General features: G+C 56.9%; 18 protein-coding genes and 3 pseudogenes. 12 read left to right on the forward strand and 9 right to left on the reverse strand.

From position 1 onward, the window contains the following. Positions 1 to 206 (forward strand): annotated as a pseudogene (locus tag FEF65_RS12915) (transposase); the annotation flags it as partial. A 518-nt stretch (positions 207 to 724) separates the two neighbouring features. Here FEF65_RS12915 and FEF65_RS12920 read toward each other — a convergent pair. The 3 genes from FEF65_RS12920 to FEF65_RS12930 form a co-directional block, all read right to left on the reverse strand. Beyond that, positions 725 to 1,486: a hypothetical protein gene (locus FEF65_RS12920; RefSeq protein ID WP_138240238.1), complete on the reverse strand. Its 762-nt coding sequence runs from the start codon at positions 1,484 to 1,486 to the stop codon at positions 725 to 727. A gap of 69 nt (positions 1,487 to 1,555) precedes the next feature. After that, positions 1,556 to 2,032: a hypothetical protein gene (locus FEF65_RS12925; protein WP_161595251.1), complete on the reverse strand. Its 477-nt coding sequence runs from the start codon at positions 2,030 to 2,032 to the stop codon at positions 1,556 to 1,558. Between the two features lie 446 nt (positions 2,033 to 2,478). Continuing rightward, complete coding sequence (locus FEF65_RS12930) at positions 2,479 to 5,094, reverse strand: response regulator (RefSeq protein WP_161595252.1); 2,616 nt, start codon at positions 5,092 to 5,094, stop codon at positions 2,479 to 2,481. 419 nt (positions 5,095 to 5,513) lie between these two features. Here FEF65_RS12930 and FEF65_RS12935 point away from each other — a divergent pair, with 419 nt between their 5' ends. Then, on the forward strand, positions 5,514 to 6,134 hold the full coding sequence (locus FEF65_RS12935; RefSeq protein ID WP_138240241.1) for a DNA-3-methyladenine glycosylase I: 621 nt from the start codon (positions 5,514 to 5,516) through the stop codon (positions 6,132 to 6,134). 232 nt (positions 6,135 to 6,366) lie between these two features. Here FEF65_RS12935 and FEF65_RS12940 read toward each other — a convergent pair whose 3' ends face one another. Further along, positions 6,367 to 6,873, reverse strand: coding sequence for an O-acetyl-ADP-ribose deacetylase (locus FEF65_RS12940; RefSeq protein WP_138240242.1), 507 nt, complete (start codon positions 6,871 to 6,873; stop codon positions 6,367 to 6,369). Between the two features lie 193 nt (positions 6,874 to 7,066). Here FEF65_RS12940 and fliK point away from each other — a divergent pair, with 193 nt between their 5' ends. The 6 genes from fliK to FEF65_RS13510 all read left to right on the forward strand — a co-directional run bounded on the left by fliK (position 7,067) and on the right by FEF65_RS13510 (position 13,211). Beyond that, positions 7,067 to 8,758: a flagellar hook-length control protein FliK gene (fliK, locus tag FEF65_RS12945; RefSeq protein ID WP_138240243.1), complete on the forward strand. Its 1,692-nt coding sequence runs from the start codon at positions 7,067 to 7,069 to the stop codon at positions 8,756 to 8,758. Beyond that, a complete protein-coding gene (locus FEF65_RS12950) occupies positions 8,755 to 9,063 on the forward strand; it encodes an EscU/YscU/HrcU family type III secretion system export apparatus switch protein (RefSeq protein WP_138240244.1) in 309 nt (102 codons plus the stop codon). Before fliK ends, FEF65_RS12950 begins: the two co-directional genes overlap by 4 nt. 305 nt (positions 9,064 to 9,368) lie before the next feature. Continuing rightward, complete coding sequence (locus tag FEF65_RS12955) at positions 9,369 to 9,818, forward strand: CBS domain-containing protein (RefSeq protein ID WP_138240245.1); 450 nt, start codon at positions 9,369 to 9,371, stop codon at positions 9,816 to 9,818. A gap of 81 nt (positions 9,819 to 9,899) precedes the next feature. Then, on the forward strand, positions 9,900 to 11,408 hold the full coding sequence (locus tag FEF65_RS12960) for a bifunctional aminoglycoside phosphotransferase/ATP-binding protein (protein ID WP_238701406.1): 1,509 nt from the start codon (positions 9,900 to 9,902) through the stop codon (positions 11,406 to 11,408). 146 nt (positions 11,409 to 11,554) lie between these two features. After that, positions 11,555 to 13,015: an NAD(P)/FAD-dependent oxidoreductase gene (locus tag FEF65_RS12965; RefSeq protein ID WP_138240246.1), complete on the forward strand. Its 1,461-nt coding sequence runs from the start codon at positions 11,555 to 11,557 to the stop codon at positions 13,013 to 13,015. Between the two features lie 31 nt (positions 13,016 to 13,046). After that, positions 13,047 to 13,211 (forward strand): hypothetical protein, encoded by a 165-nt coding sequence (locus FEF65_RS13510; protein WP_162847946.1) that lies wholly within the window; start codon positions 13,047 to 13,049, stop codon positions 13,209 to 13,211. Between the two features lie 466 nt (positions 13,212 to 13,677). Here the strand turns inward: FEF65_RS13510 and FEF65_RS12970 are convergent. From FEF65_RS12970 to FEF65_RS12985, 4 genes and pseudogenes are all read right to left on the reverse strand, one after another. Next, positions 13,678 to 13,962: pseudogene (locus FEF65_RS12970) on the reverse strand (ATP-binding cassette domain-containing protein); the annotation flags it as partial. Then, positions 13,959 to 14,648 carry a molybdate ABC transporter permease subunit gene (gene modB / locus FEF65_RS12975; RefSeq protein WP_138240248.1) on the reverse strand — a complete coding sequence of 230 codons (690 nt, stop codon included), beginning with the start codon at positions 14,646 to 14,648 and terminating at the stop codon, positions 13,959 to 13,961. The pseudogene FEF65_RS12970 and the gene modB, both read right to left, overlap by 4 nt. 3 nt (positions 14,649 to 14,651) lie before the next feature. Continuing rightward, entirely contained in the window at positions 14,652 to 15,395 is a 744-nt protein-coding gene (gene modA / locus FEF65_RS12980; RefSeq protein ID WP_138240249.1) for a molybdate ABC transporter substrate-binding protein, read from the reverse strand. A gap of 5 nt (positions 15,396 to 15,400) precedes the next feature. Next, the gene (locus FEF65_RS12985; protein WP_138240250.1) at positions 15,401 to 16,219 is read right to left on the reverse strand and encodes a TOBE domain-containing protein; all 819 of its coding nucleotides are present in this window, start codon (positions 16,217 to 16,219) and stop codon (positions 15,401 to 15,403) included. 271 nt (positions 16,220 to 16,490) lie between these two features. Between FEF65_RS12985 and FEF65_RS12990 the strand changes: the two genes are divergently transcribed. The 4 genes from FEF65_RS12990 to FEF65_RS13005 are packed head-to-tail and all read left to right on the forward strand — an operon-like array spanning position 16,491 to position 22,712. Then, entirely contained in the window at positions 16,491 to 17,096 is a 606-nt protein-coding gene (locus FEF65_RS12990) for a TetR/AcrR family transcriptional regulator (protein WP_238701407.1), read from the forward strand. 14 nt (positions 17,097 to 17,110) lie between these two features. Next, entirely contained in the window at positions 17,111 to 18,238 is a 1,128-nt protein-coding gene (locus FEF65_RS12995) for an efflux RND transporter periplasmic adaptor subunit (protein WP_161595253.1), read from the forward strand. Next, the gene (locus FEF65_RS13000) at positions 18,235 to 21,282 is read left to right on the forward strand and encodes an efflux RND transporter permease subunit (protein WP_138240252.1); all 3,048 of its coding nucleotides are present in this window, start codon (positions 18,235 to 18,237) and stop codon (positions 21,280 to 21,282) included. The genes FEF65_RS12995 and FEF65_RS13000 overlap by 4 nt, the downstream gene beginning before the upstream one ends. Continuing rightward, positions 21,279 to 22,712, forward strand: coding sequence for an efflux transporter outer membrane subunit (locus tag FEF65_RS13005; RefSeq protein WP_138240253.1), 1,434 nt, complete (start codon positions 21,279 to 21,281; stop codon positions 22,710 to 22,712). The genes FEF65_RS13000 and FEF65_RS13005 overlap by 4 nt, the downstream gene beginning before the upstream one ends. A 33-nt stretch (positions 22,713 to 22,745) precedes the next feature. Here the strand turns inward: FEF65_RS13005 and FEF65_RS13010 are convergent. Then, positions 22,746 to 23,506, reverse strand: a pseudogene (locus tag FEF65_RS13010) (transposase); the annotation flags it as partial.

Raw genomic sequence — 23,506 nt, forward strand, 5'->3', positions numbered from 1 at the left:
CCATATATGCGGCGGCCACTGCCGAAGAGGCAGAGTTGCAGCTGATGGCATTTGAAGAAAAGTGGGATGAGGCTTACCCGTCAATCGGGCAATCATGGCGCAGAAACTGGCAGCGTATTATCCCGTTCTTTGATTACCCGCCGGAAATTCGCAAGGTCATTTACACCACCAATGCGATTGAATCAGTAAACATGAGCCTGAAGCAATAGGGGTCAGGACTTGCTTTGCGCATTTGTAATCGGCGGTTTAAGGTTACGACTCACCGTTGAATGGAGCAGTCCGCAATAAGTTGCAATCTCCTGCATGGTATAGCCGTGTTTCCTGCAGGCGTCCCGGATTCAGTCGCTGAAAGCGGAGCGCGCATTACCACGCAATGCTATAGAAAATCGGCACATTCAAACTCTATCCGCGACAACCTGGAGCAATGGGGGTCAGGACTTGTTTTGCGCATTTGTCATCGGCGGATTTAAGGTTACGACTCACCGTTGAATGGTGAAGTCCTCAATAAGTTGCAATCTCCTGCATGGTATAACCGTGTTTCCTGCAGGCGTCCCGGATTCAGTCGCTGAAAGCGGAGCGCGCATTACCACGCAATGCTATAGAAAATCGGCACATTCAAACTCTATCCGCGACAACCTGGTATGCTGCCCCCTTATTCCTCGCTAACACCAACAATGCGCAAAGCAAGTCCTGCCCCCTTTCTTAACCCCTTTCTCCTCGCACGCTAGCCACCTTGCCTTAAATAAAAAATAACATCACCAATTGAATGTACTCCAGGCGCGTAGAGTGTCATGGCCCAGCCGGAAGCGGAGGCAATTGCGGCGGTAAGAATGAAGGGGCAGGCAGTACGGCGAATAGCGGTTTCCAACCAATGACGTGTTTCAAGACCACGAAGTCTGCGATAGAGACTTGCTGATAACACACCGTCCACCAGCAGTTCCGCAAAGAGCATTGGGGCCGAGTAGACAATAAAGAGAGATGAGAAAACCATAGCGCCGATGAGCATCAGGATGGCCAGCGGTATAGCAAATTCTTCTGCTTCAGCAACCGTGCCAAGAGCATCACTGACGGAACCGCCCGAATCTCCGACTAATGAAATGCCATCGGCGTGGCTATCAAATGCACCGCTGGCACTTCCCCCACCAAAGTCCCCGCCTTTGCCGCTGCAACATGCGCTAGCGCTATCTGAACTGGAAGATGCTGTCCTTGAAACTTCCGGGATGTCAGCGTAATCCTCAGCTCGCGTTCGCAACCATAGCCACAAAAGAACCAAGAACATCAGGTACGCGACCCCGAAGGATAACAAGTATCGAAGCCACATTTCGACGATGCCGACATGAAGGAAAGTGTACGACGCGACGAAGCCTGACGCGCCTGTGAGTGTGACGAGTAGGAACATCTGAAGCCGGGGAAAACTGTCCCTCTCAAGCTCACCTCGAATCTTTTGAATTGCTTGGTGGCGATGAATTTTCGAAAACACTTTCATCGTGACGGCCAACGTCGAGCTAAGAGGCCGCGCGCTTTTGTGCGGTCCCGTTTGACCGCAGGGTTAGGGTTATTCTTTGTAAAGGCTAATGAGTTTCTCATAAGTGCCCTCCGCTGCGTCGTAGCCTGACTTTGAACGTGAGCTGATCGTGAAAATAAGAAAAAATTCACCTTCTTCGCCATAGGTGACACGCTCCCAGCTTCCTGGGCCATTTGGAAAGAACGTAAACGATTTGAATTGTTTTCCGTCAGCGGTGATGAGAGGTTTGACCTCCTGAGTTTTCACACTTGGTACACTTGTTAAAAATTCCTTTTTATCTCTCGCAATCAGCATTTCAATGGATTTAACTTCGGGATCGCGAGGCTTGTAGATGGCCTTTGCGTATATGACGGTTTCGGCATTCGAGAACGTGGAATTGTCTGGCGCTAGCGCGTTCACGCTGTAGTGAAAGCTGGAGTCTTTATCTTGATGCCAACCCGAGACACTTGGCAATTTTGGCCACCAGTAAAAGGACATTCCTTTGTCACTGGGGATGGCAATTTTCACAATCTCTGCTTGCACACTCGGGGCGAAGAACAGAAAGGCTATGAAGAGCAATGGGATAAGGCGCATGAGAACCCTAACGTTGCGGAGCAATGGGGGGGGCAGCGCATATATTTTGGAATTCCGGGGACATAGGACTACTCATTTACAACTGTTTATTTGAAGGAGCCAAAACAACACCTGAAATCTTGAACAGGCAAGCGTCGCCCAGACCAGCTGAGCAGGTAAATCAGGCCGTGCTGAATTTGTCTGATTGAATACTCCGGATGCACCATGGCGGCTTCCCTCCTCCGCAAGATTTACCCCCTCCGGCACGGCTCCCCTTCCTGGATCGCCGCATCTTAACCATGGATTGCAGACCTGTATGTCCTCCAAAAGGATGACAAACCTTACTTTCACTTACTCAGAACCGGGGCCGGGGAATCAGCACCAGCTTTAATGGTTGGCAATCAGGCCAGCCGCCCCAGCTCTTCCAGCACTGGCTGCAGTGATTCGAGCACACCATTCAGCCTGCTGTTGATCTCCTCATCCGTTACCTGCTCACGGCAACCAAATTCCAGCGCCTGGGCGGCACGCTGAACACCTGTGATGCCAAGTGTCGCGGCGGCACCTTTTAATGAATGGGCGGCACGGATGGCTGACTCTTCATCCTCCTGACAGGCCTTATGAAACTGCTGCTCATAATCTGCGTACTTGACGGTAAACTTCTTCAGCAGGCGCAGATACAGGTCACGGTTGCCATTGGCGCATTGCAACCCGGCCTCGGTATCGACATGCTGCAGATCCGTGATACCGGCACCTGTCGCCGCAGTGGTCACATCGGTCGCAACCGGCCGCCTCTCTTTCGGAGCAAACAGCCGTGCCATCACACCAAATAATTCATTCAGGTTGATCGGCTTGCCAATATGCTCATTCATGCCCGCCTCCAGTGCCTTTTCACGGTCTCCGGCCATGGCATTTGCCGTCATCGCCACAATGGGCAGCGCCCTGAATCGTTCATCATGACGCAGGTGCCGCGTCGCCATATATCCGTCCATGACCGGCATCTGGCAATCCATCAGCACCCCGTCGAAATGGTTTCCTTCACGTTCAAGGATATCAATCGCCTCCTGTCCGTTGCCGGCAATCTCGACATGCACGCCATTGCTCTTGAGTAAATCCAGTGCCAGTTCCTGATTGATTTCATTATCCTCCACCAGCAGCACCCGGATGCCACGAATGCGGGCGATATCGGCGGCAAGCGGTGTGGACAGATTGCCTGTTCCTGGCTTGCTTTCCAAATGCTCTCCGAGTGCCGTCATGATGGCATGTATCAGCCCTCGCCTCGTCACCGGCTTGGCCAGCTCACTGTCAGCGATACCTGCAGCACCTCTGGCATCAAGGTCTTTCCGGCTATGTGCGGTCAGGGCCACAATCCTTACCGGCTCACGGGCAGGCTGAAGTTCACGTAGCCGACGACGCAGACGTTCATAATCCACGCCCGGCATATCCCAATCGATCAGCAGCAGGCGAAATGGTTCTGTCGTAGCTGCAAGCAGTTCAAGCGCCTGCTCCATATGCGCTGCCTGCTCAACATCTCCCCCCAGCGAGCGGAGCATCCCTGCCAGTAATGCGCAGGCCGCCTCATTATCATCAACCACCAGCATACGCATGCCCGCCAACTGATGCAGCATCCCCGGCGCTTCCACCGCAGCAGGCCGCTGCAGCCGGCCAAACCGGGCCGTAAAGTGAAAGCAGCTGCCATTCCCTGCCTCGCTTTCCACCCAGATATCGCCGCCCATCATCTCAACCAGCCGCATGGAGATCACCAGCCCCAGTCCCGTACCACCAAACTTGCGGGTCGAAGAGGCATCCACCTGTGAGAATGGCAGAAACAGCCTGGACTGCTGCTCAAGGGTCATGCCCACACCGGAATCTCTGACATAACAGTGAAGCATGATGCTGTCCGGCTTCTGCGACTGCACATCGATGCCAACCACAACCTCTCCGCGCTCGGTGAACTTGATGGCGTTATTGCACAAGTTAATCAGAATCTGGCCAAGCCGAAGCGGGTCACCAATCAGAGCCGCAGGGATCTCCTGGCCCGGATCAAAGATCAGCTCCAGCTGCTTCTCCTCCGCCTTATAAGCCAGCATCGCCGACAGATTCATCAGCACATCATCCAGGCAAAATTCAACCTGCTCGATATCCAGCTTGCCCGCCTCTATTTTCGAATAGTCCAGGATATCATTGATGATGCCGAGCAGCGTCTCGGCCGAGCGGTGAACTTTCTCGACATAATTGTGCTGCTGCGGATTCATATTCGTCTGCAATACCAGATATGACATGCCGATAATGGCATTCATGGGGGTACGTATTTCATGACTCATATTGGCCAGAAATTCGGATTTGGCGACGTTGGCAGCTTCCGCTTCGACCATGGCCCGCTCCAGCTCCGCTTCGGTCTCTCTTCGGATCCGGTTTTCCTCGCGCTCTCTCTCAACCAGCTCCTCGATCTCATAACGCTGACGTACAGCATCGACAAATACCTGCTGCAAGCGCCGGGCTGACGTCAAAATAAAGACAGAAAATACGCCTATCATGGCTGTAATCACGCTATTGGCCTGCCCATCCAGCTGTGCGGTACTGATAGCCAGTAACAACAGGGCCGGTGCAGTAAGTGCAACAAATGCGGGCAAATAGATCGATGTCGTGGCAATGGCACCGGCCATATAACCGGCTATGACAATGGTCACCAGCAACTGTTCGCCCGGATAACCGGGAACCAGAAAGATCAGGCCGGCTAACCCCCAGCCCACACCGGTCATACCAATCAACAGGATAAAGATATTTTCCCATCGCGAAATGTCCTGCGTATCCGGCGGACGGCGCTTGAACATGAACAACGACAGCTGACGCGCCAGCGCCACAGCGATCATATAGAACAGCCAGATCAGGGCGTAGCCGGGACTCAAATCATAGCAGACGGCGGTAATCACCAGCGACAATAGCACACCGGCAAAGGTTGCCAGCGGTATGGTCGAATAAATCAGCCGGACAATTTGCCACTGTTTTTTGAGCTCCATGGAGGCTCCGTCCACCGCTGCTCTTTCAGCCTGTAATCCCGTTTCAACTTGTTCCAGTGGCGGCGGGGCATGCATCCTTTCACTCCGTAGCGATGTTTTATTGAAATACAGAGCAAGAAAGCAGCCACTATGGAATCGCTGGGTGAATCAGCGATTCCGAGCGGGACGTGGACGTGCACCACAATCCGTCGAAATCGCCGTATTGGACGGCGTTGTCGCCGCCAGCTGTGCTGAATGCAGCCAGCCGAATCGAGCCTGTCAGTGCTCAATGGGCAGGCTACGGCAACTTCACGCTTTTACCGTTACGGGCTGATCTTTGGCCGGAGCGAGTCCATCCGCATCGGCTCAGGTTGCCTGCTTCACTTTCATATGATGAAATATAAGGATAAGGATCATTCATCAGGAATAAGGAGAGCGCCATGCATAACACTGTCACCGGAGAGGATGGCCAGCCACGTTGCAGCTGGTGTATGGCAACCCCCGACTATCTCGACTATCACGATCGTGAGTGGGGATTTCCGGTCACCGATGACCGGCGCCTGTTCGAGAAACTGTCGCTGGAGGCATTTCAGTCGGGTTTAAGCTGGCGAACCATTCTCGCCAAACGTGAGAATTTCCGTTCAGCCTTCTGCCACTTTGATTTTGACAAGGTTGCAACATTTGACGACAGCGATGTCGCCCGCCTGCTGGCCGATGCCGGTATTGTGCGCCACCGAGGAAAAATCGAGGCGGTCATCAACAATGCGCAACGCGCATGCGACATGGTCGCCCATGAGGGCTCGATTGCCGCTTTCGTCTGGCGCTTTGAGCCGGCTCAGCCGCTGCCACCGCAATCCGCCTCGACCTCAGCAGAAGCGGTGGCCATGTCCCGGGAGCTGAAAAAGCGTGGCTGGAAGTTTGTCGGTCCCACCACGGCTTATGCATTCATGCAGGCAGCCGGCCTGATCAATGATCATCTTGATGGCTGTGTGATTCGTGCCAAAGTCACAGCGGCTCGCCGCTTACTCAGCCATCCGGTGTCAGGAAAATCAGCCGCCTGATGCACGTGCCATCACAGCCCGGCCCTCCTCATCCCCCTTCATCGCATGAGCTGCTACACTCTGGCGATCTGCCTGAGATCCGGACGAAGAGGTTTTCATGAGTCTTACGAAAAAAATTGTTATCGGCATCGTTGTGGCCGTGATCATCATCTGGGGCTTTGAGGCACTGATCGTGGGCCATTTCACCGATCAGTTTGCCAGCCAGCGGGGCGGATGAATCAGCCGGGCTCGTCTACTTGCCGAGCAGCGCCTGATATATTTTCAGCATCGGCGCATCGAAACATGCAAAGATCACCAGTTCGGGCACACCGTGCTGGTCCAGAAAATCAAGGCACTCCCTGATCGCAATCCTTGCAGCCTGCTGTGCCGGGTAGCCATATACACCGGTCGCAATAGCAGGAAATGCAATGGAGGCAATGCCCCGCTCGACAGCCACTCTTAAACTATTGTGATAGCAGCTGACCAGTGTATCCGCCTCACCCTCGCCGCCACCCCGCCAGACAGGTCCGACCGTATGAATGACAAACCGGGCCGGTAAATCATACCCGTCAGTCATCTTCGCTTCGCCCGCTGCACACCCGCCCAGTTGCTGGCATGCCCGTAATAACCCGGGACCAGCCGCTGCATGAATGGCACCATCGACGCCACCACCACCGAGCAGTGTCGCATTGGCGGCATTGACGATCGCATCCACATGCAAACTGGTAATATCACACTGAATAGCCCGGATATCAGACATAAGCCCCTCCCCTGCTACGTGATGTTTTGATTGTAGTTAACTTTTCCGGTCAATGCTGCATGAAAAGCCTCACGGGCAAACGCCACCGGCTTACGCTGCGCAATGCCATGTATCAGCCTCTCCCCCGGACAATGGCAACGCTCTTGCTCCCGGAAAAACATGGACAGATCGATTGACATAGCAGGCCATCACCATGCCTGAGAGACGCGTTGACGGTATCAGCAAAAGCGAGCCCGTCACCTGGGCTGCCGGTAGCCAGTCAGGGGCACCGCCATCGCCCTTGCGCGTTCTGTCAGGACATGCCGATAAACTGCCGACAGAAGAGCCCATGAGTGCCGTACCCAAAAAGGGAGAGAATGGCTCATTCAGGGTGACATTGAACGGCGAATCACTGGTCATCAAGGGGCTTCCCGCTTCGCTGGCCGGCAAACAGGTGGATTTTGTTGCCAAACATCAGGAGGGAAGCAGCTCGCCGCAGCTATTCTGGACAGGGCTGAGCCATCACGCGTCCACAGCAGACAAAGGGGTGGAAATCCTTTCCAGACTTCCTGTCTGGCTGAAGGAGGGCCATGCCATCACCGCCCGGGTGGAGAGCCTGCACGCCGGAAAAATGACACTTTCGCTGCAACACAGCCGTGGCGAATCAGCGCAGTTGATCGCTGCCGCACATCCCCACTTCAAACCCGGCCATATCATTCAGGGACGCATTTTTAACCACAACGGGCAACCGATGCTGATGACCGGTCGGGAATTCCGGCCGGGACAACCATCGGTCACAACCGCGCCACTTGCCGGCCATCAGCTGCCGCAAAAGATGACACCCGCCAGCGGCTTCACCATGAATCCGGGTGACAGTGCGCTGGCCCTTGTTGAGAAGCGACTTGAAAATAACCTCGTCCAGATCCGCCTTCATGGTCAGCGCATGGAGGCACCGGCCCCCCGCTCGGTCATGCCCGGAGACGGAATGGTCGTGAAAATGACAGCCAAACCGGCGTCATTTCAGTTGCTGGCAGTACAACCGGATATCATCGGCAAAACCATGGCAGTGATCCGGCAACATGCCGCCTCCACCTCGCCAGCAGCTGAAAGCATGACAACTGTACGTCATATGGTGGCTTCGTTGCCGCCGGAAATACTTGAGCAATGGCCCGTAGCCGCACAACTGGCCAACTGGTTTGAAGGCATCAGCGTCAATCAGGAGATGCCACTAAGTGGCAACCGGATGGCATCCATGATTCAACACTCCGGCCTGCTTCTGGAGCATAAGCTGCAGCAGAGTGAGGGACCGGATCATCCCTCCTCACAGCTGCAGCATGATTTCAAGGCCATCATGCTGAATTCAGCAACGGAAGAGACCGCCACGACAGAGAGCAAAAGAAAGCTGGCCCATACGCTGGTTGAAGTTGGCAAGCAGGCCTCATCGCGGATTGAATTTACCCAGGCATTGAATGTGCTGGCCCATCTGCATGCCGATACCATCCGTCTGGAGTTGCCCATGCTGGTCCAGCAACAGATGGTCAACGTACAACTCTCTATAGAGCAGCAGTGGCAACAGGCGGAGGGTGGCAGGCAGGAAAACGAGCCGTTATCGCCTCTGTTCAAGGTATTGATTGCCCTGGAGATGAGCCGTCTCGGCAAATTACGCGTGGACGCCCATATCAGTGAACAGGCCGTGCATGCCCGCATCTATAACGATACAGCCGCAGCCGGCCGCTTTATGCAGATGCACATGGAGCGACTGGAAGGTCGCCTGCGTGCGGCAGGATTTGAAGAGGTCTACCTGATCAGTGCCGCAGGACGCCCGGCGCAAGAACTGCAGCAGCATTTCGATCAGCTCGAGCAGATGCGTCCGTCAGCCCTGCAGCTGCTGGATGTGGTGGTATGAGCACGCACGATCAACCACCCGCACAGCAGCAGGCCATCGCCCTGAGCTGGGACCCGTATCTGGATGAGGCCCCGGTGATGACGGCCAAAGGCAGCGGCCTGCTGGCCGATGAAATCATCCGGCTAGCCCGTGAACATCACATCCCGATTCGGGAGGATCGTGACCTGCTGCAGATCTTCTCACAGCTGGATGTAGGCGCCACGATTCCTGCCGCAGCCCACACCGCTATTGCCGAAATTCTGGCCTATATCTACTGGAGCAATCAGCAGTACGGTGAAATATTTGGCTCAGATCCACAGCCATGAGTCGTCCATAGCCGCCAAACGGATCGGATGGAGGCGATGCAGGTTGCATGCAGCACGTTCCCTGCGCCAATGAGCAGTGCAACCGGCAGCAGCGTTGCATCGCGCTCAAAACGACACCGTGCAGCAGGTCGAATAATGGGCACAAACGATTGATTTAGAACGATTCCTCTCCATTTTCGAGAGGAAATTTTCCTGCCTGGCAATAAATCCCTATGATAAAAGCAGATGCACAAAATCCTGTGAGCATGTATGCTACGGCTCCTAAAGCGGACATCTCGCCACAGTTTCGATTTCTGGGAGGAATCATGAAAGTTTCAGAGGTAATGACATACGGTTGTTTAAGCTGCAAGGCAGGCGATACATTGCATAGCGCCGCTCAGAAGATGGTCATGCGTCGTTGCGGCTCACTGCCGGTTGTTGATGATGAAGATGCAACCAAGCTGGTTGGCATTATCACCATCCGTGACACCATGCTGCCGCTCTACCCTAATTTCGGCGAATATATCCATGATGCAAAAACAGCCCGCGATTTCGAGGACATGGAAGAGAACTACAAGCGCGTGATGTGCATGAAGGTACGCGATGTGATGACGGCCAACCCGATGACCGTTTACTCGGAAATGCCTGTACTGAAGGCCGCCTCCTACATGGGCCTGAAGAACCTGCGCCGTATCCCTGTGGTCGATAACAACGTACTGATCGGCATGGTCAGCATCGGTGATATCAACCGTGGTATGTTCATCAAGCTCGGCTGACCGAGGCTTCGCCACTGTGACACCTGCAAACAGGCTCCGGTATATACCGGGGCCTGTTTTTTTATCGGCGAGCGTTGATCTGTGAGTGACTTGCCGCTGCTGCCTGAACACCTGCAGCCCTTTCTGCAGCCGGCTTTCTATCCACACCCCTGCGCTACAGTCCGCATGATTCAGACCCATATTTCATGGGTTTTTCTGAGCGGAGACTATGCCTACAAGGTCAAGAAACCGGTCAATCCAGGTTTTCTTGACTTCTCAACGCTGGAGAAGCGCCATCACTTCTGCCAACAGGAGCTGACTCTCAATCGTCGACTCTCCCCCGCAATCTATCTGGCTGTATTGCCGGTCTGCCGGGATGGCGACCACTACCATCTGAACGGCCCGGGCCAGGTGGTTGATTACTGCCTGAAAATGCGGCGCTTCAGGCAGTCCGACCTGCTCGACAGGCGTTTACGCTCCGGCTGCGTCAATCCATACTGGATGGATCAGCTGGCGCAACAGATTGCCGCATTTCATCAGTCACAGGCGGCTGTACCGGCCACCGGTATGGATCACACCGCGCTGCTATGCAGGCATATTCATGCCAATATCGATATCGCTGACGGGCATATACCGCCTGTACTTGATCCGGATACCATCGCCCGGCTCTCCGCCTGTGCCGATGCCGCCCTGCAGCAACGGATGCCACAGCTGCTCGACCGCCAGCAACAGGGCCATGTACGCCACTGCCATGGTGACCTGCATCTTAAAAACATCACGATCATCGATGATCAGGCAGTAGTGTTTGATTGCATCGAGTTCAACGATGAGTTCGCCACGATCGACACGATGAATGATCTTGCCTTTCTGATCATGGACTGCGATGCCCATCAGCGCAGTGATCTGGGCATGCGCCTTCTGTCGCGTTATCTGGAACAGACGGCCGACTATCCGGCTCTTTCCCTGCTGCCACTCTATCTGTTTTACCGGGCCGGTGTGCGCGGCAAGGTCGCCTGTCTTCTGGCCGATGCGTTAAGCGGCGCTGAGCAACATGCCTCACTGATCGAGGCCAGCCACTATTTCACCCTGGCCAGCCGCTACTGCCAGGCTGACACGCCGCATCTTTTTGCCATCGGCGGTTTTTCCGGCTCGGGCAAAAGCCATCTTGCCCTGCTCGGCTGTGGCAGGGAGAGGGCGATCATCATCCGTTCGGATGCCACACGCAAACGTATTGCCGCGAACTACCCTGAGCTGGATCTCTATGGCACGGATATGACCCGGCACACCTATCAAAGGATGTATGATGCAGCACACACGGCGCTTATGGCAGGTTTTTCCGTGATTCTTGATGCCGCTTTTCTTCAGCCTGAGGAGCGTCTGCAGGTCAGAGCGCTGGCTGAAACCTGTCAGATTCCCTGCACATTCTTCTGGCTGAACATCGACCCGGAGCTGCTCAGAAGGCGTATCTGCCAGCGCCAGCTGGCGGGCAACGATATCTCCGATGCCAATCTGAGCGTACTCGAACGACAACTGGCGACCTGCTCTCCCCCTCGTGAACCATGGTTGCACCACCTTTCATCCAGTGACCACTGGCCGGACACTCAACCATAGCGGCATAACGCCATCCTCTCCCTGCTGACAGCCTCTCTCTGCAGAAGCGCAAAAGACCATAACTTATTTATTATTGCATTATGATTCTATAATATTATTGTTTGCCGATCACCAATTGATCCAGAGGATTAAAACAAGGAGGTTGTATGTCGCGTATTGTCATTCTGGGAGCAGGTATTTCCGGCCATACAGCTGCACGCTATCTGAATAAATGGATTGGAAAGAACCATGAGGTCCTGGTCGTATCGCCCAACTCCAAGTGGAACTGGATTCCCTCCAACATCTGGGTCGGCGTTGGCGAAATGAGTGAAGAGGATGTGACATTCGACCTTCCCGAGGTTTATAAAAAAGCCGGTATCGGCTTCTGCCAGGCAAAAGGCATCTCGATTCACCCGGAAGGGAGCAGCGAAAATGCCTCCCCGTTCATCACGGTGGAACACACCTCGGCCATACGCGCTGGTGAAATTGAAAACATCAACTACGACTACCTGATCAACGCCACCGGCCCGAAGCTGAACTTCGCTGCCACTGAAGGGCTTGGCCCGGAACATGGTCATACCGTCTCCGTTTGCACCGCCAGCCATGCCGTCGAGGCCAACCACAAACTGCAGGAGCAGATCAGGGCGATGAAGGCCGGCGAAGAGCGAACCATTGTCATTGGTACCGGCCACGGCATGTGCACCTGTCAGGGTGCTGCTTTCGAATATATCTATAATGTGGATCATGAGCTGCGTGAAGCGGGTGTACGCGACAAGGCGCGCATCATCTGGATCAGCAATGAATATGAGCTGGGCGATTTCGGCATGGGCAGTGTGCATGTGAAGAGCGGCGGCTTTATTACCAATGGCAAAACATTTGCCGAATCACTGATGGTGGAGCGCGGCATTGAGTGGATTGTGCGTGCCCATGTCACCAAAGTGGAAGCAGGCATCATCCATTACGAGAGCATGGATGGCAGCTTCCATCAGATTCCGTTCGACTTTTCCATGCTGATTCCGCCATTCACCGGTGTTGGCCTGAAAGCGTATAACAAGACCGGTGAGGATATCAGCAGCCAGCTGTTCGCCCCCAACGGTTTTATGAAGGTGGATGGCGACTATACCCCTCGCCCATACGATCAGTGGAGCGCAGCCGACTGGCCGAAGACCTATCAGGTACCGGCATACCACAATATGTTTGCCATTGGCATTGCCTTTGCGCCCCCTCACCTGATCAGCAAACCGATGCAGAGTGCCAACGGCACGCCGATCAACCCGGCTCCGCCCCGGACCGGCATGCCTTCAGCGGCCATGGCCAAAGCCGTTGCCATGAGTATCTGCGACATGGTGCACAAAGGCACTGACAAGCCGACCCATACAGCATCCATGGCTGAAATGGGGGCAGCATGTGTCGCCTCAACCGGCAACCATATGCTCACCGGCAGTGCCGCTACGATGACCGTTTTCCCTGTCGTACCCGATTTTGAAAAATATCCGACCTATGGACGTGACCTTGATCTCACCTTCGGTGAAATCGGTCTGGCCGGTCACTGGATGAAGTATCTGCTACATCACACCTTCCTGTATCAGGCCAAGATGCGTCCGGGCTGGGCGCTGCTGCCGGATTAATCAGCGAGTCAGGATTTAAGAGGAGTATTTAATGCCACGTAAAATTATTAACCGGGAGCCGTACAAGCAGTCCTACTATGCTCCGTCACCCACAAAGCTCACCCGCTACCTGCGCATCTCCCTGCCCTGGCAGCTGGTTCGCTTTGTCGTGATTAATCTCAAGATGCTCAAGCTGATGGCCAGGTCCCATCATTAACAGCTTGGCAACGGCTCCCGCAGGTCCACCTCCTCCCGGACTTGCGGGGGCCGTATTTTTTACCCCAACCACAAGTCGGGGTCAGGACTTGTTTTGCGCATTTTCATCGGCGGATTTAATGATGCGACTCACCGTTGAATGGTACAACAGGCAATAAGTCGCAATCTTCTGCATGGTATAGCCGTGTTCCCTGCAGCCTTCCCGTATCCAGTCACTTTGCTCCCCGTCTGGCCGCGCAACCACTGAAAGCGGACCGCGCGTTACCATGCGATGTCACATGGTCAACAGCGCCTTCAAATTCTATCCGCAACGGCCCGACCATGAGAGCATGACTGGACTCACTCATGCACAACACAAGTCCTGCCCCCTCTGCGGTGAAGCTTTTGCTCGAATGCTCGTAGAGCTAAAGGGTAACACTGTGCCGGATTCAAGGGCTTTGATTCTGAACCAATACAACAATACCGAAGCCTGGCACCAATATATGCGGAAACAGGCTCGCCTCCTGAAAGACATAGGCAACCGGCCGCTCATGCGTCGGCACCAGAATTCCGGCAGCATCGTCCTGCCAGATATGGTCGCCCAAATGCATGTAGCCTTTCGCACGAGCCAGTCCCGCCATGGCCCTGAGAATCGTGGTCTTGCCCGAACCGGAATGACCGAACAGGGCGGTGATGCCGCGATCGGGCAGACCCAGCTCGACATCGAGATTGAATGCCCCCTGACGGCTTCGGAAACAGGCGCTGAGATTCATGCTTCTGTCCGTGCGCCAATGCGGCTATTGGCCAGATAAAGCGCTGTGAGTACAACAAAGGCAAAGCCGATCATGCCGATCGAAAGCAGATGCGCCTGATCATACTCCAGCATTTCGACATGATCGTAGATCGCCACTGAGAGCACCTTCGTCTCACCCGGAATATTGCCGCCGATCATCAGCACCACACCGAATTCGCCGACCGTGTGGGCAAAGCCCAGCACCGTGGCGGCCAGAAACCCGGGCCGGGCCAGCGGCACGGCGACACTGAAGAATCGATCCCTGGCCGATGCACCGAGTGTCGCCGCCACCTCCAGCGGTCGTTTGCCGATGGCTTCGAATGCGTTCTGTATCGGCTGCACCACGAACGGCAGTGAATAGATCACCGAGGCAACGACCAGCCCCTCGAAGGTGAACGGCAGGGTACCCAGACCCAGCCACTGGGTTACGGCTCCGCCCGGCCCGTTCGGCCCCAGAAATATCAGCAGGTAGAAACCGATCACGGTCGGCGGCAACACGATCGGCAGCGCCACTAAGGCCGCCACGGCATGCTTGAGACGACTGGATGTCTGGGATAACCACCAGGCCAGCGGCGTACCGACGACGAGCAACAGCATCGTGGTCAGCACCGCCAGCTTCAGCGTCAGCCAGATCGGTTCCGATAGGGGTTGCCAATCGAACGACATGGATTACTCCGATACACCGTAGCCAAAGCTGCGAATCACGGCGCGGGCGGCATCGCTTTGCAGGAAGTCGAGGAACGCACGGGCCGCCGCATCGTCAGCACCCTTCGTCAGCAACACCGCCTGCTGCTCGATGGGCGGGTAATATGCCTGTGGCACCTCCCAGACCATGCCGCCACCCTTCCACGCCTTCACCTGCGAGGCGGCCACGAAGCCGGCCTCGGCATTGCCCGTAGCCACGAACTGGAAGGTCTGTGCGATGGAGTCGCCCTGCACCAGCTTCGGTTGCGCAACGTCCCATAGGCCCAGATGCCGCATCACCTGCTGTGCCGCAAGGCCATAGGGGGCGGTCTTCGGATTGGCGATCGCGAGGTGGGCAAATGCCGCCTGCTTCAGCCACGCTTCGGCATCGCGCCAGGCACCGGGCTTCGCGCTCCACATCGCCAGTTTGCCCGACGCATAGGTGAAGCGGCTGCCGGGCACGGCAAGCCCTGCGGCCTCGGCCTTTTCCGGCCGCTTCGTATCGGCGGCGAGAAACACCTCGAACGGTGCGCTGTTCTCGATCTGGGCGTAGAGCTTGCCGGTCGAGCCGAAGCTCACCTTCAGCGTGTGGCCGGTCGCCTTTTCGAACAGCGGCGCAAGCTCGTGCATTGCATTGGTGAAATTGGCCGCCACAGCCACACTCACCTCGCCGGCCATTGCCGGCATCACCCCGACGATCAGCGACAAGAGCAACAGGAGCGCTTTCATGGCCTCTACTCCTGAGTCGCCAGAATGACGTCGGAAGCCTTGAAGCAGCCCCACACCTCCGAACCCGGCCACAGATCCATCTCGGCAAGGCTTTCGAAGCTGATCATGGCGTGGAGGATTTTCGCGCCCGGCAACTCGACCTGCACCTCGGAGCAGACCACCCCTTCGTGGCAGCGCAACACCTTGCCCTTCAGCCGGTTGCGGGCGCTCACCTTGGGGATTCGCTCGCCGGTGCAGAGGATGATGGCCGATTCGCGGATCAGGGCCGCCACCTCCATGCCGATCGACAACTCCATCTCTTCGGCGCCGTCGTTGGTGATCATCGCGGTCAGCCGGTCCTCGCCGCCGATACCGATCACCACCTCCGTGTTCACCGCCCCCTTCGAAACCACCTGCACGTTGCCGTACAGCTGATTGCGAACACTTGTTTTCATGAACCACCTCCGGATGAATTTCGAATATTTCTCGTAATCGGCCAGCCCTTCGCCGAGCAGTGCGACAAAGCGCCGATGCTCGGTCTCCGCAGCACGAAACATCGCCACCAGCTTGCGGCCGGCGAGAGTGAGCCGGGTGCCGCCGCCATCCCTGCCGCCAGCCATGCGCATGACCACCGGCTCGTAGCTGCGATTCTGCAATCGTTCGATCGACTGCCATGCCGTGCGATAACTGATGCCGCACTCCTTCGCGGCCTGAGTGATCGAGCCGGTCGCATCGATGCACTCCAGCAGCCGGACCGACGATGCCGCCAGCGCGTCGTGGTCGTCCGACAGCCGAAGCGACAAATCGGCGTTCAGGATTGACATGCTCTTCTCTGCTGCCTGCACTCGCGCCTCCTACGGCGTTATGCATCGTGTTGCATAACGCCTTGCATATGGATGCATCCATACAAGGGCAAGGAGCTTGCCAGACTGTAAGCTGTTGATTTGAAAGGGATTGAAAAATGCCGCCGTGTCCGTCATGCGACACTCCGACAACGATTGAAGCAGATACGACAAAGGCGCACGATGCCGCGACAGGGCCTCCGGACACCTTCGATATCTGCCAAATAATTGCATATTGAGAAAAGATAGTGAGCAGTTACTATCTCGCCGCATTATGAACAAGCCAAAAAACTTACCCGCCGATGAACGTCGCAACGTGACTGTCGAGGCAGTCGTCGAACTCGCCGGAGAAAAAGACCCGTACGAAATTACCACGGCTGCCATTGCCAGCCACATGAACCTGACGCAAGGCGCCATCTTCCGGCACTTCGCCAGCAAGGATGCGATATGGCAATCGGTCATGGATTGGGTGGCAAACAAGCTGCTGACCCGTGTCGATAAGGCTGCCCAGGGCACATCGTCGCCACTGGACGCCATCGAGGCCATGTTTATGGCCAACATAGCATTCGTAGCCGAGCACCCCGGCGCGCCCCGACTGATGATGGCCGAGCTGCAACGTTCGGGCGATACCGTGCCTAAACGCATGGTCAGATCGATCATCAAACGATATTCGGAGCGTATCACTGCATTATGTGAGAAGGGCATGGAAACGGGCGAAATTGCCCCCGATACGGATTGTGAGGCCGTCGCGGCACTTTATATCGGCATGGTTCAGGGGTTGGTCATTCGATCGCTCATCGCGAACGATACCGGGCAGCTGCTGAACGAGGCGCCCGGCGTCTTTTCCCTCTTCAGACGCGGCCTGGAGGCCAGAGCATGACACCCGCCTCAATTATGAATGCCACATCTGCCGGCAAGGCAACACGGGCAATGTCCCTGCTCACGCTGATCGGCCAAATTACAATTTCGACGATCACGCTTCCGAATCATGCCCGGGCGGCGGATGCCAACAATGCAAACGTTATGGCTGTCACTGTCACTCGCGCACAACTGCATCGATGGTCCGAAACCATCCCGGCATCGGGTGCCATTGCGCCAAGAGAGGCGATCGAGGTCTCCGCCAGACTGACCGGCGTGCCAATCGTGAAGTTATCGGCCAATGTCGGCGACCACGTCAAGCGTGGTCAGACACTCGGGCGCTTTGATGCCCGCAAGATCATTGCTTCGTTGCATCAGGCCGAGGCACAGAGTGCTCAGGCTGAGGCCGTTCTTCGGCAATCGAAAGTGAATGCCGAACGTGCTCGCGGTCTGAAAGAGATCGGTGCGATCAGCGATCAGGATTTGCTACAGGCCGAAACGCAGTATCAGATCGCGCTGGCAGGAAAAAAGTCTGCCGAGGCGACTCTCACAACTGCCCGAATCGCGGAATCCGACACCCGCATTGTTGCCCCTGCAAGTGGCATCATCAGCGCTCGCAATGCAATGCCAGGACAAGTGCCAATGCCTGGTGCAGCGCTGTTCAGCATCATCGGCGGCGGCCTGCTGGAATGGCGCGCCGAACTCACCGCCGCACAGATGATGAAAACCGAGCCGGGAATGAGCGTCATACTTCAGCTGCCGGACGGATCGAAAGCCAGCGGGAAGGTTCGCCAGAGCGCCCCATCGCTCGACCCGGTTTCGCGGCTCGGCATCGTATATATCGATCTCGATGTCGGCAGCAATGTCAAAGCCGCAATGTATCTGAAAGGAGATATCGACGTCGGCAGCTCAAGCGCGCTCACATTACCGAGCGAAGGAGTGTTGCTGCGCGATGGCCGGTCGATCGTCTACCGCATCGTCAATGGCGCGGCACAGCGCACAGTAGTCCGAACCGGTCGCCGACAACAGCAGTGGGTCGAGATTCTCGACGGACTTCAGGCCGGCGATGAGGTTATCGTCCGGGGAGCCGGCTTCCTGACCGATGGGGAGCCCGTGCGTCTGGTTCAGGCTGAGGAGTTGAGCACACCCGGACAGCACCCATGAATCTCGCAACCTGGTCTATCCGTAATCCGATTCCATCGATTCTGCTCTTCATCCTGCTGACCATCGCCGGCCTCCGGGGCTTCAATCAACTGGGTGTGCAGGATCTGCCCGATCTGGACCTGCCCACGGTCAAGGTCGATCTGCGACTTTCCGGAATGGCACCTTCGCAGCTGGAGACCGAGGTTGCGCGCAAAGTCGAGGATTCGATGGCCAAACTTCAGGGACTCAAGCATCTGAGTACCCACATCACCGAGGGTAACGTCTCCATCACGGCGACCTTCAGGCTCGAACGAGATCTCTCGGATGCCCTGGCCGATGCCAAGGATGCGATTGATCGGATACGCAACGACCTGCCCGCCGATCTGGAAGAGCCCAAGGTGAGTAAGGTCACGGTCGGACCCGGCGGCCCGTTCGTCACCTACGCGCTGAAAGACGACCGGATGGATGAGGAAGCGCTGTCGTGGTTCATTGACGACAGTGTGGCCAAAGCAGTGTTATCGGTGCCGGACGTAGGCGATTTCGCCCGCGTCGGCGGCGTGCAACGCGAGGTACGGGTTACCATTGATCGGGCACGGCTCGCCACATTCGGAGCAACCGCACTCGACGTATCGCGGGCACTGAAGCTGATCGAGCAGGATGCTTCGGGCGGGCGTGTCCGGATCGGCGGAGCGGAACTCGGTGTCCGCACCATCGCCACAGTCTCAACCGCAGCCGATCTGAACCAGCTGCGGGTGTTGTTGCCCGATGGACGAAGCGTTCGATTGGGTGACATTGCGACCATCGAGGATGGCATCGCCGATCGCACTCAGGCTGCCACACTGGATGGCCGTATGGCCGCGGGCTTCCAGATATGGCGCACAAAGGGCTTCGACGAAACCCGAATTGCCGCCCATGTCGAGCAGGCGCTCGAACGGCTGGAAGCGCAGCATCCCGGCCTGACTTTTCAACTCGTCAGCAGCACGGTCGAGCATACGCAGGAGCAATATGAGGGATCGATGCACATGCTCTATGAGGGCGCAATGCTGGCGGTACTGGTTATCCTGCTGTTCCTGCGCAACTGGCGCGCCACGATCATCGGCGCTGCGGCATTGCCGCTGTCGATCATCCCCGCCTTCGCTTACATGGCACGGGCGGACTACACGCTCAACACCATCACCCTGCTCGCTCTTGCCGTCGTGGTGGGCATTCTCGTGGATGATGCGATCGTTGAGGTAGAAAACGTCATCCGACATGTGCGCGACGGCAAGACCGCGCGCGAGGCAACGGCCGAAGCGGTCAACGAAATCGCACTTGCGGTTCTGGCGACAACCTCGACTCTGGTTGTGGTGTTTCTTCCTACCGCCTTCATGGGCGGTGTGCCGGGACTGGTGTTCAAGCAGTTCGGCTGGACCATCGTGGTGGCCGTACTGCTATCGCTGATGGTGGCGCGAATCATGACGCCGCTGATGGCGGTATGGCTTATCAAGCCCGGACATCAACACGACGATTCGGAAGGACGCCTGCTGCACGGCTATCTGAACATTGCCAAATGGTGTCTGAATCACCGGGGAGCTGCTGTTGCCGCCGGCGGCCTCATTGTCGCGGCCTCGGTAGCAATCTTCCCGCTGCTTCCTACCGGCTTCATTCCACCCGGCGACCGGGGTTACACAACCATCTCGCTCGAATTACCGTCTGGCAGCAGCCTTGCCCAAACCATGGCTGTAGCTGAAGAGGCCCGGCGTGCAGTGACAGGCACCCGCGGAGTGAAGAGTATCTTCGTCAGCGCCGGCGACCCTGCCAATCCAGAGGCAGGAGAGGTACGCCGGGCCTCGCTGGTGACCACATTCGCCCCACGCGGCGAGCGCCCCAAACAGAGGGAGATCGAGTCGACAATCCGGGAACGCCTACAGCGTGTGCCCGGTGCCCGATTCTCTCTGGGCGGCGGCGGTTCGGGTGAAAAGATAGAATTGATCCTATCCGGCAGCGATAATTCGGCTCTCGCCGCTACGGCGCGTAAGGTCGAGCACGACCTGCATGCGCTGGGATACCTCAACGGCATCACCTCGACCGCCAACCTCGAACGACAAGAGGTCGTCTTCCGGCCCGATGCCGATCGGGCCGCGGAACGGGGAGTCACCACTTCGGCGATCGGTCAGACCGTTCGGGTCGCATTGAGCGGAGACCGCAGTTCGGCACTGGCCAAACTCAACCTCGACAATCGTCAGGTGAATATCCGCGTGGCCCAACCCGCGCTCGACCGCTACGACCTGTCCGCCATTGCCAGCCTGCAGGTGCACGGCAAGCAGGGCCTCGTACCGCTCGAAAGCGTGGCCGATGTCGCCATCGGCAGTTCCCTCTCCGAGATCAACCGTTATGACCGGGAACGGCAAGTGACCCTGACCGGAGACCTGAGCGGGCATGCACTGGGCGATGCACTCAAGGATGCGCAGAACCTGCCGTCGATCAAAGCCATGCCGGCATCGGTTCATCTGGAGGAGTCTGGCGATGCGGAAACACAGGCCGAACTGTTCGCAGGCATGAAGGGAGCAATGGGGCTCGGCGTATTGCTGGTCTATGCAGTGCTGGTGCTTCTCTTCAAAAGCTGGTTTCAACCGATCACAATCCTCTCGGCGGTACCGCTATCGGTGGGCGGTGCATTCATCGCGCTGCTGCTGACACACGGCGAACTCAACCTCCCCTCCCTGATTGGCCTGGTCATGCTGATGGGCATTGTAACCAAGAACTCGATTCTGGTCGTCGATTTCACGATCGTCGGCATCAACCGAGGGCTATCGCGGCACGAAGCGCTGATCGATGCCTGCCGCAAACGTGCGCAACCGATCATGATGACTACGACAGCCATGATCTGCGGCATGGCTCCGCTGGCGCTCGGATTTGGCGCCGATGCAAGCTTCCGCCAACCCATGGCTATCACGGTGATTGGCGGCCTGCTGACCTCGACCGCTATGAGCCTGCTTATGGTCCCTGTCATCTTCACCTACATCGGCGATTTCGAGGCGTGGCTAACGCGCGACCGTGTCCGCAAGGAGGACTTACATATATGACCCGCTGGCACGCCTTTATCTCTCTGCTGAGTCTGTCGCTCCTGAGCGCCTGCGCTGCCGGCCCCGACTTTACCCGGCCGGAGCCATCCGTACCCGCAGCCTACACCGGCCCTTCCGATATCCGTTCAGTTGCCGGGCAGACCATTGCCATCGATTTCGAATCCCCCGGCAACTGGTGGCAAAGCCTCCGGTCGGATCGGCTCGATACGCTGATCGAAAAAGCCATGGCGCATAATCCCGATATCACGGCCGCAAAGGCCACCTTGCGACAGGCGAACGAACTCTATGCTGCCCGCAGCGGCACCCTGCGTTATCCATCCGCCGATATCGGGGTATCCGGGCAAAGGCAGCGATTCAATCCGGGAAGCCTCGGCATGCCCGGCGGCCCGCGCGAATTCAGCCTTTACAGCGCCAACGTCGGCGTTCGCTACAGTTTCGACCTCGCCGGAGAGAGTCACCGCATACTTGAATCGCTGGCGGCAAAAGCGGACTTCCAACGCTTCGAACTGGCCGGAGCCCGCCTGACCATTGCTGCCAACATCACTCTGACCGCACTGGCCGAGGCACGACTGGCGGCAAGGATCGCATCCATGAACGAGGTGCTTGCCGCGCAGAAAGAGCAGCTGCGGATCGGCAATGGACAGTTGCGTCTCGGCCAGATCTCCAACGATCACTTAACGCAACTGCACTCGGACTACGACCGAACCGACGCGGAAGTGTTGCGTCTGCGCGAACAGTGGCAGGAGACGCGACATCTACTGGCCACATTGGCAGGAGATGCGCCCTCCAGCCCCGACATTCCCGATTTCCGCCTCGATGAGTTCTCGCTACCGGAGATACTGCCGATGGTCATCCCCTCGAAACTCGTCCGGCGCCGTCCCGATATTCTCGCCAGCGAGGCATTGATGCATGCCGCCAATGCCGAATACGGTGCAGCGGTCGCCCGGCTCTATCCCCAACTCAATTTGAGTGCCACGCCGGGAACTCAGTCGCCGACCATGGGTGGGCTGTTCGGCCCGGGAACAGCGGTCTGGAGTCTTATGGGGCAACTGTCTCAACCGCTGTTCCATCCGGGCATCCGGGCCGAAAAGCGTGCAGCTCTGGCCGCATTCAAGGCATCTGAGGCAAGATATCAAAAAAGTGTGCTCACCTCTTTCCGCGAAGTGGCCGATGCTCTGCGGGCGGTCCAGAGCGATGCCGAGCGTTTCACAGTCTTGAGCAAGGCCGACCAGGCCGCGCTCAGTCTGGTCGAATCCAGCGAGAGGCAGCTGAAACTCGGTGCGACCAGCGAACTTCAGGTTCAAATCGCGCGACAGAAATATGCCACATCGAAACTGCCTCTTATCGATGTGCAGACTGCCCGGCTGAACGACTCTGTTGCGCTATTGCAGGCCATGGCCGGAGAACCGCCTGCCGATGAAAAACCCTGAACCATTCAGTGCGCACCTGAATTGCGGGCTGGCGGCAAGCGCCTGCGCAGGCAGTGCATCCAGATTGTTACGAACAGCTTCGATCATCCCGGGCAGACGATTGCTGTCCGCAGCACAGTTGGTCAGTTCGGCGGCAACGATGATTTGATGCTCCGCGTCCACGGCCGTATAGCCATTGTAACTCTGTTCGAAGGCGCCGCTGGAGAGCTTCATGATTCGGCTTTCCGGATCGGTGAAACTCTCCTGATCCTTCTCATCCGGAATGCCAAAATCCCGCTTGAATTTTCCGCCTCGTCGGGGTGATCCGTCCGGGTGACGAGGTTGACGTCCGTCAGCCGGACTGCGTCCGCGTTCTTCGTCGATCTTTCGCTGACGCGCTTCCAGTCGTGCCCTGGCAGCCTTGATGACGGCCAATCGATCCTCGCGGCGAGCTATCTCCGACGGGATATCCACATCCGGCTCATCACGCTCAGCCGCATCCGCTTTGCCGGCACACTCAAGCAAGCCTTCAATCTGCGCCTTTAACTCGGTTTCAGCTTGCAGCATCCGCTTGTAACTCATCGCCTTGTGACGGCTGGCATTCGCCTTGATCTTGCTGCCATCCACCGCGATCGTGCCCAGGCGAACCAGACCGCATTCTTGCGCAAGCTTGACGACCTGCACGAACAGGTCGGATAACTCCTTCAGGTGCAATGCACGAAAATCGCATATCGTGCGGTGGGCCGGATAGTTACCCGCGGCCAGAAGACGGAATGCCACATCTTCATGCAATTTCTTCGCGATCTTGCGAGACG

This window comes from Mariprofundus erugo, assembly GCF_005818865.1.
Lineage (GTDB): Bacteria > Pseudomonadota > Zetaproteobacteria > Mariprofundales > Mariprofundaceae > Mariprofundus > Mariprofundus erugo.